The organism is Pseudorhodobacter turbinis (genome assembly GCF_005234135.1).
GTDB lineage: Bacteria > Pseudomonadota > Alphaproteobacteria > Rhodobacterales > Rhodobacteraceae > Pseudorhodobacter > Pseudorhodobacter turbinis.
The window spans coordinates 2482651-2497052 of record NZ_CP039964.1 but is presented as its reverse complement, the minus strand read 5'-3'; the positions used below and the strand labels follow the sequence as shown (position 1 = coordinate 2497052).

The window sequence follows — 14402 nt, the reverse complement described above, 5'->3', positions numbered from 1 at the left end:
CCCACAGGTTTTATCATGACGACTCTCGTTTTTGGCCACAAATCCCCCGATACAGACAGCACCGGCTCCCCCATCATCTGGGCATGGTATCTGACAGAGGTTTTGGGCCGCCCCGCCAAGCCTGTGCTCTTGGGCGAACCCAATACCGAAGCGGCCTTCATGCTGACCCATTGGGACCTGCCCAAGCCCGAGATCATCGCCGATGTCAGCGCGACCGATACCTGCGTGATCGTCGATACCAACAACCCTGCCGAGCTGCCCCCCTCGATCAATGACGCCAATGTGGTGGGCATCATCGACCACCATATGCTTGTCGGCGGTATCAAGACCAAGTCCCCGATCGACATCACCATCCGCCCGCTGGCCTGCACCGCAACCATCATGCATGACCTGATGGGGGACAATCTTGCCCGCGCACCAAAAGCCATCAAAGGCGCGATGCTGTCGTGCATCCTGTCCGACACGCTGGAATTTCGCAGCCCGACCACCACGCCGCATGACCGTTTTGTCGCGGAAAAGCTGGCCGCCGATCTGGGCGTCACCATTGCCGATCACGCCGAACAGCTTTTCGCCGCGAAATCCGATGTCTCGGCGTTCTCGGACGCGGAACTTCTGCGGATGGACAGCAAGGAATACAACGTCGCGGGCAAAGATTTGCGCGTCTCGGTGCTGGAAACCACTGCCCCCGCCGTGGTGCTGGACCGCAAGGCCAGCCTGATGGCCGCCATGCCCGGCGTCGCCACCGAGGACGGTGCCGATCAGGTGCTGCTTTTCGTCATCGACATTCTGAATGAAGAGGCCACCTTGCTGGTCCCCAATGATCTGGTCAAACAGATGGCCGAAGCCTCATTCGGAGTGACGGTTACGGGCGACACGGTTGTCCTGCCCGGCGTGATGAGCCGCAAGAAGCAGATCATCCCTGCCCTCAAACTTTAAGCGAAAGCACAGCCCCATGACCCAGATCATCTCCGCATTTGCTGAAATCGCGCCCCGCTACCGCGCGCTGTTTTGTGATCTTTGGGGCTGTGTCCATGACGGCAAAAAGCCGTTTCCCGGTGCAATCGCGGCCTTGCAGGCGTTTCGCGCGCAAGGCGGGGTTGTGGTGCTGGTGTCCAACGCGCCGCGCCCCAAGCCCGGGGTGCTTACGCAGCTTGACCGAATCGGTGTGCCGCGTGACGCCTATGATGAGGTGGTAACCTCGGGCGATGCGACGCAATACGCCTTTTTGTCGGGGGCCGTGGGCCACAAGGTCCATCACATCGGCCCGATGCCCAAGGATCAGCCCTTCTTTGATGAGTTCGCTGACCCGACATTGGCCGCGCTGGCCGCAAAAAGCCCGGTGGAGCTTGTGCCCCTTGATCAGGCCGAGGGCATCCTTTGCACCGGTCCCAATGATGATCTGAACGACACCCCTGCCGACTACCGCGCAGCCTTTTTGCTAGCCAAGACCAAGGGACTAAAGATGCTTTGCGCCAATCCAGATCTGGTGGTGGATTTCGGTGACAAGCGGATTTACTGCGCCGGCGCGCTTGCCGCCCTCTATGAAGAAATGGGCGGGGAAGCGCTTTATTTCGGTAAACCACACCCGCCGATCTATGATCTTGCGCGCCGCCGTCTGGCCGATCTGGCGGGCGATCTGCCCAATGATGCGATCCTGTGCATCGGCGACGGCATCAGCACCGATGTGCTTGGCGCGATGCAAGAAGGGCTCGATAGCCTGTTTCTGACCGAAGGGTTGAATGCAGGCCAGTTCGGCCCCGCTGATGCTTTGAATGCCGAAGAATTGCACAGCTGGCTGGCCGATGGCGCTCGAAATCCGACCTATGTGATGGGGATGCTGCGTTAATCGTAAGGGTAACAATATTGCCGATATTCCCACAAATTCGCAAATAAGTTACCAAAACGATTGCGCTGCGTCGCAGCATTAGCTATATCCCTCCTGAATCAAGGTGGGGGATAGGATGATGCTGGATAACCAACCACGCGGCACGATCTGTATCGAAGATATCGAAATTGGTATGTCCCGTGATTTGTGGAAAACCGTCACCGACCGCGACATCGAACTGTTTGCAGAGGTCTCAACCGACCGGAACCCCGTGCATCTTGATGATAATTACGCCCAAGACACGATTTTTGAGGGCCGCATCGCACATGGCATGCTGACGGCGGGGCTTATCTCGGCGGTGATCGGTGAGCAGCTTCCCGGCCACGGCTCTGTCTATATGGGGCAAAGCCTGAAATTCATGGCACCAGTGCGCCCCGGCGATCGGGTCCACACCATTGTCACAGTGACAGCAATCGATAATGCGCGCCGCCGTGTGACCCTTGAAACCCGTTGCTCGGTAGGCGATACCGTGGTTTTAAAGGGTGAAGCGCTGGTTCTGGCGCCAAGCCGAAAATTCGACTGACAACGGGCCACGGCCCATAGGGGCGTGCATGAAGGTTTATCAGCATTGGCAAGGGGTTGAACCGTCACATCGCGGGGCCTCTGTTGCGATGGGCAATTTTGACGGCGTCCACCTTGGCCACCAGCATGTCATAAACCTTGCCGCCGCCCATGGCCCCCTTGGCGTTATCACGTTTGAACCCCACCCCCGCAGCTTTTTCGCCCCTGCCTCTGCCCCGTTCCGGTTGATGAATGCCGAGGCCCGCGCCAATCGTCTGGCCAAGTTGGACGTCCAAACTCTGTTCGAGCTGCCCTTCAACGCCACCCTTGCAGGGCTTTCCCCCGAGGAATTTGTCGCCGATGTTCTGGCCGATGGCTTGGGCGTCTCGCATGTCACCGTGGGTGCCGATTTTTGCTTTGGCAAAGGGCGGCGAGGTGCCGCGACCGACTTGAAACGCCTTTGTGCAGATCACGGGATTACTGTGCATCTAGCCGATCTTGTGCAAGCCGATAACACTGATATTTCCTCCACCCGTATCCGTGAGGCCTTAACGCAGGGCGACACGCAGGCCGCAAAGAAAATGCTCGGCCATTGGCACCGTATCGATGCAGAGGTGATCCACGGCGCCAAACGCGGGCGTGAGCTGGGCTATCCGACCGCCAATATGGAGGTGACCGGCTTGCACCTTCCGCGCAACGGGGTTTATGCGGTTCTGGCGGATGTTCTGACCGGGCCGCATAAGGGCCAATATCACGGAGCCGCCAACCTTGGCACCCGCCCGATGTTTGGCGACAACCGCCCCAATCTAGAAACCCATCTCTTTGATTTTCAAGGGGACCTATACGGGCAGCACCTCTCAATCGCCTTCGTTGAATGGCTGCGGGGTGAAGAGAAGTTCGACGGGCTTGACGCACTTATCGCCCAGATGGATGCTGATTGCGCCAAAGCCCGACATATCCTGAAGGCCGCACAATGACCGAAAAACTCCCCCCCATCGCCCCTGATTCCGGCCTGCGGCCCCGCTTTTGGGAAACCGTCCCGCTGAAAAAGATGTCCTCGGCCGAATGGGAGGCGCTTTGTGACGGCTGCGGGAAATGCTGCCTGAACAAGATCGAATATGAAGACACCGAAGAGCTACTGTTCACTCGCGTTGCCTGCCGCTTGCTGGATGGCGATAGCTGTCGCTGCGCCAAATATGAAATCCGCCATCAGTTTGTGCCGGAATGCGTCTCGCTGACCCCGCAAAAGCTGGAAAAGATCGCCTATTGGCTACCGCGCACCTGCGCCTATCGCCGCCTCCATGAGGGTAAACCGCTGGAGGATTGGCACCCCCTGATCACTGGTGATCCCGAAAGCGTGCATCACGCCGAAATCTCGGTACGAGGCTGGACTGTACCGGAAAACGAGGTCGACGAGGATGATTGGGAAGATTACTTGATTGAGGAACAAAGCTGATGTTTTTCGCCTCTGACAATGCAGCCCCCTGCCCGCCCGCAATCATGGATGCGCTGGTCCGCGCCAATGAGGGATTCGCGAAATCTTACGGGGCCGATGCGCATATGGCGCGGCTGCGTGACACGATCCGCACCCTGTTCGATGCCCCCGAGGCGGAGGTACATCTGGTCACCACAGGCACCGCCGCCAATGCGCTATCGCTTGCGCTCTATACCCCGCCTTATGGCGCGGTGTTATGTCACCGCCATGCCCATATCGCCGAGGATGAATGCGGGGCGCCGGAGTTTTTCACCGCCGGTGCCAAACTGCAGCTCGTTGACGGGGTAGATGGTAAAATCTCGGCCGACGGGCTGATCGCCGCGCTGGAGGGCGCGGACCGTTCTGTCCATGCCGTGCAACCCAGTTGCCTAAGTCTGACAAATGTGTCCGAGGCCGGAACCGTCTACACACCCGCAGAGATTGCGGCACTGGCAAAGCTGGCCAAATCACACGGACTTGGTGTTCACCTAGATGGCGCGCGCTTTGCCAACGCCTTGGCCACGACGGGGGCCACGCCTGCCGATATGACATGGCGCGCAGGTGTCGATGTGCTGTCTTTGGGTGGCACCAAGAACGGTTTGATGGCGGCTGAGGCCGTCGTGCTCTTCAACCCCGCAAAATCATGGGAGCTGGAGCTGCGGCGCAAGCGCGCGGGGCATCTGACCTCCAAGATGCGCTATGTCGCGGCACAGATGGAGGCATGGTTCGAAGGCGGGCGCTGGCTTGATATGGCGGCCCATGCCAATGCAATGGCCGCACGTCTGGCCGCAGGTTTGCACGCCATCGAGGGTGCGGAACTGCTGTATCCTGTCGATGCAAACATGCTGTTTGCCCGCCTGCCCGATGCCGCCCATGCCCGCGCCAAAGCTGCCGGGGCGCAATACCACGAAATGGGGGATGGCACCTGCCGTCTTGTCTGTGCGTGGTGTACCACGGATGCCCATGTAGATGCGCTTTTGGCAACCTTTCGGGGATGAAGCCTGCGGTAAAGACGCGCCATTTCTTCCGGCCAGTCATGGCCACCGAGCTGCTCCTCGCCGACCAAACCAAGGGCACGCCGATCACTTGGAAGTCCCCCTTTCATTGAAGGGCATCCTTAGAATTTACGCCGCCGCCTGCAATTTTTAAGCTAGCATGAGCCGCTTGTGCCCCCTTGCCCGGCAATGGCTTGCCTGTAAACCGTCAGAAGGAATTCGGACGCTCGTTGCCATAGAACCATTGCGTGGCGAAGTTTTGGCCTCCTTGATACCATTCACGCACTAACATCTGGAGCTGAGCCACTCCCCATTTGTTGGACAGGATTTGGCATAAAGTAAGCTACTCTTTGCACCTGCTGATCGGGCTTGGTTGTTTCAATTTTCTGCCAATAGACCACAGAAGGTGGTTTCCCGCCAAGAGAAGAATGCGGGCGCTTGTGATTGTAGAACTCGATCCATTTTCTGACGCCAGCCTTGGCCTCTGATCCGGTTTCCATGCATGCAGGTAGACGCATTCATACTTCAACGACCACCATAGGCGTTCTACAAAGATATTATCGAGGAAGCGGCCTTTGCCGTCCATTAAGATGCGTACGTTTGAGCCCCGTAGCCGGTCGGTCCATGCGAATGACGTGAACTGGCTGCCTTGATCCGTGTTCATTATGTCCGGCGGGCCGAACTTGTGAATCGCCTCGTTCAGCGCATCAACGCAGAACTCGGCCTCCAGCGTGGTTGATATGCGCCACGCCAGAACCTTGCGCGCGTGCCAATCCATGATCGCGACCAGATACAAAAAGCCGCGCCACATCGGTAGATATGTGATGTCGGCGCACCAAACTTGATTTGACTGATCAACGCGTAGGCCACGCAGCAGATAGGGATAGATTTTGTGCCCTTTCGCGGCATTGCTCCCTCTCACACATGCAAGCATGTGTTGCCGGGCAACGGGTGTTAGGCTTCTGATAGATCGGCATAAGACCCATCAATCGCATACGCTTTTCGCTCACCAGACGCTGTTCATTGCGCAGGTGCCACGTCATTTGACGCACGTCGAAAAACGTAGTTTCCAAGAACTGCTTATCAATCAAGCGCATCAGAGCGAGGTTCATCTGGTCTCGCCTTTTGGCTCATAACCGGGAAATCGACAACAGGGCGCATTACTTGCCAACAGACAGGCCCGAGATGTTTGGCTCAATCATCTTGCGCCTCACTTGCCGGTCCAAGGTTTGAGCTTTTTGGCCAAAAACCGTTGGCGACGACCAACTCCCCGATCTTGGCATGCAAATCTTTGACCTGCTCTTCGTCAATCACCGGCGCTTTCCGACTCCCGCGCTCAAAGACACCCGACGCGCCCTCAAGCAAAGCCCGTTTCCATTGATGGATCATCGTCGGGTGAACCCCGAACCGGCTGGCCAGCTCGCTGCCCGTCTCTGCGCCTTTCAGCGCTTCCAACGCTACCTTGGCGTTGAATTCTAGATGACCTCGCTTCCGTTTCGACATTTCTGAGCTCCTTCGTGTTGAAGATCAGCAAACTATAAATCGTTGCCTAGGTCAGTGTCGAATTTCAGGAGGTTGCTCAACTAACGTCTTCTGGCTTTTCGACGCGTTTTGTGGCTCTGCCAAGCTATACTCGGGCCGGGCTTCATGCCTCTAGGTTCATCCGCATAGGGTCGTAGTGTGCGCCGTCAGGCGTTCGTTTATCTTGTGCGGGATATGGTCGCCCGGCGTTGTAGAATCCGTTCCAACCGCCCATGACGCGTTAAACTTGGAAGCCGCCTTTCAATTCGTGCAGCTAAAAATGCTACAGGGATCGCCAGAGCCGTTCGATGGAAATCTCATCGAGATATTGCCCCGGCCGTCTGTTACCTCTCGGCGTTTGCGCGCAATCACCGAGAGGTAACGAGATTTTGATATTGGCGTCGGTCAGGGTGGTAATCCAGGCGTTGCCGGTGAACTGCGATCCTTGATCCTTATTCACGATTTCAGGCTTGCCGTATTTTGCGATGGCCTCTTTCAATGCATCGGCGCAGAAGCTCGCTTCCAGCGTGTCCGAGATCCGCCACGCCAGCACTTCGCGCATCGCCCAGCCCATGATTGCCGCCAAGCAAAGGAACCCGCGCCGCAACGAAATGTAGGAAACGTCGCTACACCCGGCATGCTGTGGGTGTTTCTTGATGGTATTGCGGCCTTTGTCGATAGCCAGCAACCTCATGCCCCCACCAGCCGCCGTACCCGATGTCGGCCTGCGTGGGACCTATTTCTTGGCAACTAGGCTACAATCTAGCGACGGCCTCTTTTCGGGCAACGAAGGTGCGGGAGGGGCGCGTGAGCCCCCATCAACCTCATTCATCAATTTCGGCACCGTGGCATTCACGCCGACCGGCAAGCAATACAGCGGCGACCGACTGATCTTCTGCAGTATGCATGGGCTGGTCTGGTTCAGATCGCGATTGGTTACCGCCTTGCAGTCATTCGGGCTCATCCCTTCCCACACAGGTAAACATGCGTTGTCTGGCGAGGCATACAAAATGCGCGGGAAGGGGGCAGCGACTTCAGCCCGCATGACAAATAACTCAACCGCCAGCCTGCCAATCTTGGCATAAATCTCTCTGACTTCGGCTTCATTGTCCCTAGCTGTTTCGGGCCTCGCCGGGAAACGCGCCCGTCAGGCTGTCTATCTCCCGCCGCGTCTACGTCGCCACCTGCGTCGCCTGCAGTCTATTGGCCATTTTTACGCCATGTTTGGCAGCGCGCCCGCTAGCCATGTACCCGAAAGGTCGGCATGGGCGGAAACCGTCACAAAATGATAATCTATTTTAACCAATTCGCCGGTTCTCCGATCCGCAAGGTTTGCAAGACCCTAGCCCAATGATAAGCCAAGTCACGCGTCCCGAATCCTCATAACATCGCCCAAAGGACCCACTCATGGCCACCATGCATGAACCAAAGCTGATCTCTGGCAACGCCAATATGCCCCTTGCCACCTCAATCGCACGACGTATGTCTTTGCACCGTGGCATGTCTGTCGGGCTGGTGGATGCGCGGGTGGAACGGTTCAATGACGGCGAGATTTTTGTCGAGGTGTTCGAAAACGTCCGCGGCGAGGATATGTTCATTATCCAGCCGACCTCGAACCCTGCCAATGATAACCTTATGGAATTGCTGATTATGACGGACACGTTGCGCCGGTCTTCGGCATCGCGCATCACCGCCGTGATCCCTTATTTCGGCTATGCGCGTCAAGATCGCCGCACCAAAGCGCGCACACCGATTTCCGCCAAGCTTGTCGCCAATATGATGGTAGAGGCCGGGATCGAACGCGTGCTGACACTGGATCTTCACGCCGCCCAGATCCAGGGCTTCTTCGACATTCCGGTGGACAACCTTTATGCCTCGCCGATCTTTGCGCTGGATATCATGGCGGAATTCAAAGGCTCCATGGGCGATATGATGGTCGTCTCTCCCGATGTTGGCGGTGTTGCCCGCGCGCGTGAGCTGGCCAAACGTATCGAGGCCCCGCTGGCCATCGTCGACAAACGCCGCGAAAAACCCGGTGAGATCGCCGAAATGACCGTGATCGGGGACGTGTCCGGCAAGAAATGCATTATTGTGGACGACATGTGCGATACCGCTGGCACGCTTTGCAAAGCTGCTGAGGTATTGCTGGAGAATGGCGCATCCGAGGTACACGCCTATATCACCCACGGTGTGATGTCCGGGCCTGCTGTGGAGCGTGTGACCAAGTCGGTGATGAAATCGCTGGTTATTACGGATTCCATCGCGCCGTCCGAGGCCGTCCGCAATTGCCCCAACATCCGCATCCTGCCAACGGCACCGATGTTCGCTCAGGCCATTCTGAACATCTGGAATGGCACCTCGGTATCGTCTTTGTTCGAAACCGAAACCCTTAGCCCGATCTATGAAGGCATGTACAATCGCGGCTAAGTGAACTTTGTGGCGGTGGGTTAATGCCCATCGCCACCGACTAGACTATCTCCCAATCATCATCGTCCTTGGCGCGGCCAATTGCTGTCCAATCCGCGCGAACGCGGGCCACACGCGTATCGCCCCAGGTTTTGAACACCAGCACAAACCCCTTGGCTGTAATCTCTTGGGCCGAGATGTCAGCGCGCGAGTTGTGCTTTTGGTCCATATCCCACATCGACAGGCAAACAGAGACCACCGGCGCCTCAACAAAGGCTTCGGGAAACTGAACGCGGTGGCGGCTTTCGCGCGGGCCGTGCCCTGTCCACATCACACCGCCATCCGAAAAGTCGGAAAACAGTAACCGAGAGCCTTGCAGAATGCCCATTGTCTGCGCCGAAAATCGTTTCATCTTCCGTGCCCCGTTATCCGCTACCTGAAACGGCATGTCAGTTGTGGTAATGCACCCGTGCAAGCCAATCACTTTGCCTTGGGCTAACTGAGGAAAGGTTATGATTTCGACGAACCACCCCCAAATAAAAAAGGCCCCGAATATTCGGGGCCTTTGATTATGATTTAACCGAGTTAGTGTGACGCGTGTTGGCGCAGGGCCATCATGTCTTGCACCAGTTTCTCGGCATCATCTTTGTCTTCCGGCAGCGCCATTGCGGCAAGCTCCCGTGCTTGGTCAATCATGCCATCCAGAACAGTTCCGGACAGATCTTCAACCGGCACGGCTTGTTCGGCAAGAACCGAAATGCCTGCAGCGTTGATCTCGGCAAAGCCGCCAGTCACGGCAAATGCCAAGGTCTTGTCGGTTCCAACAGCCTTCAGGATACCGGGGCGCAGGGTGGTGATGGTGGCTGCATGCCCCTCCATCGCCGTCATGTCGCCATTAGCGCCCGGAATTTGAACCTCAGTGGCCTGAAACGAGGCAAGCCGCTTTTCCGGTGACACCAGGTCGAATTGCAAAGTCACGGCCATGTTGCCCCCTTATGCCGCTGCGGCAGCAAGACGCTGCGCTTTGGCGATTACTTCGTCAATGCCACCAACCATATAGAAGGCAGCTTCTGGCAGGTGATCGTATTCACCAGCCACAACAGCCTTGAACGAGGCGATGGTATCTTCCAGCGGAACCTGCTTGCCGTCTGCGCCAGTAAAGATTTTGGCAACATCGAAAGGCTGGCTCAGGAAGCGTTCGATCTTACGCGCACGGGCAACGGCAACTTTGTCGTCTTCGGACAATTCGTCCATCCCGAGGATCGCAATGATGTCCTGCAACGACTTGTAGCGCTGCAAAATCTGCTGCACGGAAGTCGCCACGCCGTAATGCTCTTCGCCGATGATCAACGGGTCAAGCAGACGCGAGGTGGAACCAAGCGGATCCACAGCCGGGTAAATCCCTTTTTCCGAGATCGAACGGTCCAGAACGGTCGTCGCGTCCAAGTGGGCAAAGGAGGTTGCCGGTGCAGGGTCGGTAAGGTCATCGGCAGGAACGTAAACGGCCTGCACGGACGTAATCGAACCGTTTTTGGTCGATGTAATGCGTTCCTGCATCGCACCCATGTCGGTCGCCAGTGTTGGCTGGTAGCCCACAGCGGAAGGGATACGACCCAAAAGCGCGGACACTTCCGAACCAGCTTGGGTAAAGCGGAAGATGTTGTCCACAAAGAACAAAACGTCCGAACCGGTTTCGTCGCGGAACTGCTCGGCCAATGTCAGACCGGACAAGGCAACCCGCATACGCGCACCTGGAGGCTCGTTCATCTGGCCGTATACCAGCGCAATTTTCGATTTTTCCAGATCATCAGGAACGATAACGCCGGATTCGATCATCTCATGGTAAAGGTCGTTACCTTCCCGCGTACGCTCACCCACGCCCGCAAACACGGACACACCGGAGTGTACTTTGGCGATGTTGTTGATCAATTCCATGATAAGCACGGTTTTACCCACGCCCGCACCACCAAACAGACCAATTTTACCACCTTTGGTATAGGGGGCCAGCAGGTCGATAACCTTGATGCCTGTAACCAGGATCTCGGTTGCGGTCGATTGCTCGGCAAAGCTTGGCGCCTCACCGTGGATCGAACGGGTTTGCGTAACCTTGACCGGGCCTTTTTCATCAACCGGATCGCCGGTGACGTTCATGATGCGGCCAAGTGTGCCCATGCCCACCGGAACCGAGATCGGCGCGCCAGTGTCGGTTACGCCCTCGCCACGAACCAAACCTTCGGTCGCGTCCATCGCGATGGTCCGCACGGTGCTTTCGCCAAGGTGCTGGGCCACTTCGAGGATCAGCTTCTTGCCGTTATTGCTTGTTTCCAATGCGTTCAGGATGGCCGGCAGGTCACCCTCGAACTGCACGTCCACGACAGCGCCGATCACCTGTGTGATCTTGCCGGCTGCTTTTGGTGCTTTCGCCATGTCAATTCTCCGTTAGCGGGTCAAAGCGCCTCAGCGCCCGAGATGATTTCAATGAGTTCTTTGGTGATCGCAGCCTGACGCGAACGGTTGTAGATCGTCGTATATTTGTCGATCATATCGCCCGCGTTGCGCGTTGCGTTGTCCATCGCACTCATCCGGGCACCCTGTTCAGAGGCCCCGTTTTCAAGCAAAGCGGTGAAGACTTGCGTCGCCACACCGCGCGGCAAAAGATCGGCAAGAATGCCTTCCTCTGACGGCTCGTAATCGTACAAGGCCACAGCATCGCTGGCATCTTCCACCGCGTCATATTTCGCGGGGATGACTTGCTGCGCTGTTGGCACCTGGCTGATGACCGATTGGAAGCGGTTGAAGAAGAGCGTCGCCACATCAAATTCCCCCGCGTCGAAACGCGCCAGAATATCGCGGGAAATCCCTTGTGCTTGGGCATAGCCCACGCGCTTCACTTCCGACAGGTCCACATGGCCGATGAAATGCGATGCAAAATCACGCTTCAACTGCTCCCGGCCCTTTTTGCCGACAGTCAGGATCTTGACGGTTTTACCTTCGCCCAACAACTGGTTCGCCCGCAAGCGCGCCATCCGCACGATGGAAGAGTTGAAGCCACCGCAAAGCCCACGTTCCGCCGTCATGACGACCAGAAGGTGCACCTTGTCCTCACCCGTCCCGGCAAGAAGCCGGGGCGCGCTGGAGGAAGTCCCGACAGAGGCCGAAAGCCCCGCCATCACTGCATTCATCCGTTCGGCGTAAGGCCGTCCGGCTTCGGCAGCTTCCTGCGCGCGGCGAAGCTTCGCCGCGGCAACCATCTGCATGGCCTTTGTGATCTTACGAGTATTTTTGATACTCGTAATCTTGTTTTTTAAGTCCTTTAGGCTCGGCATTTACCTACCCCTTTAGGCGAAATCTTTAGCATATGCGTTCAACGCGGCTTTGATCTTGTCTTCAAGCTCGCCCTTCACCTTACGGTCGTTGTTGGTGATATCTGCCAACAGATCCGCATGGTTGGAACGAAGGTGCTTGAGCAAGCCTGCCTCGTAGCGGCCCACTTCTTTTACCGGTACTTTATCAAGGTAGCCCTTGGTGCCCGCAAAGATCACGCAAACAATTTCCGCGCCGGTCAGCGGCGAATACTGCGGTTGCTTCATCAGCTCGGTCAGGCGCGCACCACGGTTCAGCAACTGCTGGGTGGAGGCGTCAAGGTCAGAGCCGAACTGCGCAAAGGCAGCCATCTCGCGGTACTGCGCCAGTTCCAGTTTGACCGGACCCGCAACCGATTTCATCGCATCAGTTTGCGCCGAAGAGCCAACACGCGACACGGAAAGACCGGTGTTCACAGCAGGACGGATGCCCTGATAGAAGAGTTCGGTTTCCAAGAAGATCTGACCGTCGGTGATCGAAATCACGTTGGTTGGAATAAACGCAGAAACGTCACCACCTTGGGTTTCAATGATCGGCAGCGCCGTCAAAGAGCCCGAACCGTGATCGGCGTTCAATTTAGCCGAACGTTCCAGCAAACGGGAGTGAAGATAGAAAACGTCGCCCGGATAGGCTTCGCGGCCCGGAGGACGGCGCAGCAACAGCGACATCTGACGATAAGACACGGCCTGCTTGGAAAGGTCATCATAGATGATCAGCGCATGGCGGCCGTTGTCACGGAAATGCTCGGCAATCGCAGTTGCGGCATAGGGTGCCAAGAACTGCATCGGTGCCGGATCAGACGCGGTCGCAGCCACAACAATGGTATAAGCACTCGCACCAGTTTCTTCGAGCTTCTTCACCAACTGCGCAACAGTAGAACGCTTTTGGCCGATCGCTACGTAAACGCAGTACAGCTTCTTGGACTCATCGTCGCCAGCAGCCTTGTTGTAGGATGCCTGGTTCAGAATGGTATCGAGCGCAATCGCGGTTTTACCTGTCTGACGGTCACCAATGATCAATTCGCGCTGGCCACGGCCAACGGGGATCATCGCGTCAACCGATTTCAGGCCGGTTGCCATTGGCTCATGCACCGACTGGCGCGGAATGATGCCGGGGGCTTTGACGTCTGCAATCGCACGCTTGGTGGTGCCCAGCGCGCCTTTGCCGTCAATCGGGTTACCCAGACCATCAACAACACGGCCCAACAGCTCGTCACCCACAGGCACGTCCACGATGGACTTGGTGCGCTTGACGGTGTCGCCTTCCTTGATGGAACGGTCGTCCCCGAAGATAACGATACCGACGTTATCAATCTCAAGGTTCAGCGCCATGCCGCGAATTCCACCGGGGAACTCGACCATTTCACCGGCTTGAACATTGTCCAAACCATGTACGCGGGCGATACCATCCCCGACACTCAGAACCCGGCCGACTTCGGCAACTTCAGCGTCCTTGCCGAAGTTTTTGATCTGGTCCTTGAGGATCGCAGAGATTTCAGCTGCTTGGATACCCATTTATCCGACCTCTTTCATTGCATTCTGGAGAGCCGCGAGCTTTGCCTTGACCGAAGTATCGATCATGGTGGAGCCGAGCTTGACGATAAGACCACCGATGAGGGATTCATCGATAGCGGTTTTCAGTTTCACATCTTTGCCAACACGCGCTTTCAGCGTCTCGGCGAGATCTTTGGCCTGTGCAGCCGAAAGCTTGGTGGCCGAGGTTACCTCAGCCGTTACCTCACCTTTTTCCTCGCTAATCATACCGCGCACAGCCGTAGTCAGCTGTGGCAGCACGAACAAGCGGCGCTTGGAGGCCATCAAGGCCAACGTATTGGCTGTCAGGGCCGACAGCCCCATTTTCTTGGCGATCGCGGCAATTGCGCTTGCCTGATCGTCGCGGCTGTAAACCGGCGAGGCAATCAACGCTTTAAGGTCGGCACTGGCGGTCAAGGCCGCATCAAGGGCATCGATGTCACCCTCCAGCGCCTGAATACCTTTGCTTTCCTTCGCCAGCTCAAACAAAGCAGTGGCGTAGCGAGCAGCAATGCCGGAGGAGATCGAAGCTGGTTCTGACACGTCATCCCTTCCGAAATAAAGCCCTTAGACGCATCACACGACATAAGGGCATCCTATGGCGCATACGGTACGCATGCGTCTGAATTTTTCAATTGTTTAGCAGAGCAGGTTTTCTGCTGCAACCTCCCGTATAGCGCAATTTAACCTTTGTCATGCGCCAGATGGAAAGGTTTTGCGCTACC

Annotated in this window: 14 protein-coding genes and 1 pseudogene; 7 read left to right on the top strand and 8 right to left on the bottom strand. The window is 56.9% G+C overall.

Features of this window, described 5'->3' with window-relative positions:
• Positions 1-15 precede the first annotated feature (15 nt).
• The 6 genes from EOK75_RS12005 to EOK75_RS11980 all read left to right on the top strand — a co-directional run bounded on the left by EOK75_RS12005 (position 16) and on the right by EOK75_RS11980 (position 4858).
• Complete coding sequence (locus tag EOK75_RS12005; protein ID WP_137194175.1) at positions 16-936, top strand: manganese-dependent inorganic pyrophosphatase; 921 nt, start codon at positions 16-18, stop codon at positions 934-936.
• Between the two features lie 16 nt (positions 937-952).
• Positions 953-1846, top strand: a complete 894-nt coding sequence (locus tag EOK75_RS12000; RefSeq protein ID WP_137194174.1) for a TIGR01459 family HAD-type hydrolase — start codon at positions 953-955, stop codon at positions 1844-1846.
• A 118-nt stretch (positions 1847-1964) separates the two neighbouring features.
• Positions 1965-2408, top strand: coding sequence for a MaoC family dehydratase (locus EOK75_RS11995; protein ID WP_137194173.1), 444 nt, complete (start codon positions 1965-1967; stop codon positions 2406-2408).
• A gap of 28 nt (positions 2409-2436) precedes the next feature.
• Positions 2437-3363, top strand: a complete 927-nt coding sequence (locus EOK75_RS11990) for a bifunctional riboflavin kinase/FAD synthetase (RefSeq protein WP_137194172.1) — start codon at positions 2437-2439, stop codon at positions 3361-3363.
• Positions 3360-3842: a YcgN family cysteine cluster protein gene (locus EOK75_RS11985; protein WP_137194171.1), complete on the top strand. Its 483-nt coding sequence runs from the start codon at positions 3360-3362 to the stop codon at positions 3840-3842. The genes EOK75_RS11990 and EOK75_RS11985 overlap by 4 nt, the downstream gene beginning before the upstream one ends.
• On the top strand, positions 3842-4858 hold the full coding sequence (locus EOK75_RS11980) for a threonine aldolase family protein (protein WP_137194170.1): 1017 nt from the start codon (positions 3842-3844) through the stop codon (positions 4856-4858). The genes EOK75_RS11985 and EOK75_RS11980 overlap by 1 nt, the downstream gene beginning before the upstream one ends.
• A gap of 389 nt (positions 4859-5247) precedes the next feature.
• On the opposite strand, the pseudogene EOK75_RS11975 reads toward EOK75_RS11980, so the two are convergent.
• Positions 5248-6358, bottom strand: a pseudogene (locus EOK75_RS11975) (IS3 family transposase); the annotation flags it as partial.
• 301 nt (positions 6359-6659) lie between these two features.
• The gene (locus tag EOK75_RS11970; RefSeq protein WP_137194169.1) at positions 6660-7070 is read right to left on the bottom strand and encodes a DDE-type integrase/transposase/recombinase; all 411 of its coding nucleotides are present in this window, start codon (positions 7068-7070) and stop codon (positions 6660-6662) included.
• 713 nt (positions 7071-7783) lie between these two features.
• Here EOK75_RS11970 and EOK75_RS11965 point away from each other — a divergent pair.
• Entirely contained in the window at positions 7784-8803 is a 1020-nt protein-coding gene (locus tag EOK75_RS11965) for a ribose-phosphate pyrophosphokinase (protein ID WP_137194168.1), read from the top strand.
• A gap of 40 nt (positions 8804-8843) precedes the next feature.
• Here EOK75_RS11965 and EOK75_RS11960 read toward each other — a convergent pair whose 3' ends face one another.
• The 6 genes from EOK75_RS11960 to EOK75_RS11935 form a co-directional block, all read right to left on the bottom strand.
• Entirely contained in the window at positions 8844-9194 is a 351-nt protein-coding gene (locus tag EOK75_RS11960; RefSeq protein ID WP_137194167.1) for an H-type lectin domain-containing protein, read from the bottom strand.
• Positions 9195-9367: 173 nt separating this feature from the next.
• Positions 9368-9766: a F0F1 ATP synthase subunit epsilon gene (locus EOK75_RS11955; RefSeq protein ID WP_137194166.1), complete on the bottom strand. Its 399-nt coding sequence runs from the start codon at positions 9764-9766 to the stop codon at positions 9368-9370.
• A 9-nt stretch (positions 9767-9775) separates the two neighbouring features.
• Positions 9776-11209 carry a F0F1 ATP synthase subunit beta gene (atpD, locus tag EOK75_RS11950; protein WP_137194165.1) on the bottom strand — a complete coding sequence of 478 codons (1434 nt, stop codon included), beginning with the start codon at positions 11207-11209 and terminating at the stop codon, positions 9776-9778.
• A gap of 20 nt (positions 11210-11229) precedes the next feature.
• A complete protein-coding gene (locus EOK75_RS11945; RefSeq protein ID WP_137194164.1) occupies positions 11230-12108 on the bottom strand; it encodes a F0F1 ATP synthase subunit gamma in 879 nt (292 codons plus the stop codon).
• Positions 12109-12120: 12 nt separating this feature from the next.
• Entirely contained in the window at positions 12121-13659 is a 1539-nt protein-coding gene (gene atpA / locus EOK75_RS11940) for a F0F1 ATP synthase subunit alpha (RefSeq protein ID WP_137194163.1), read from the bottom strand.
• Positions 13660-14220: a F0F1 ATP synthase subunit delta gene (locus EOK75_RS11935; RefSeq protein WP_137194162.1), complete on the bottom strand. Its 561-nt coding sequence runs from the start codon at positions 14218-14220 to the stop codon at positions 13660-13662.
• Between the last annotated feature and the right edge of the window lie 182 nt (positions 14221-14402).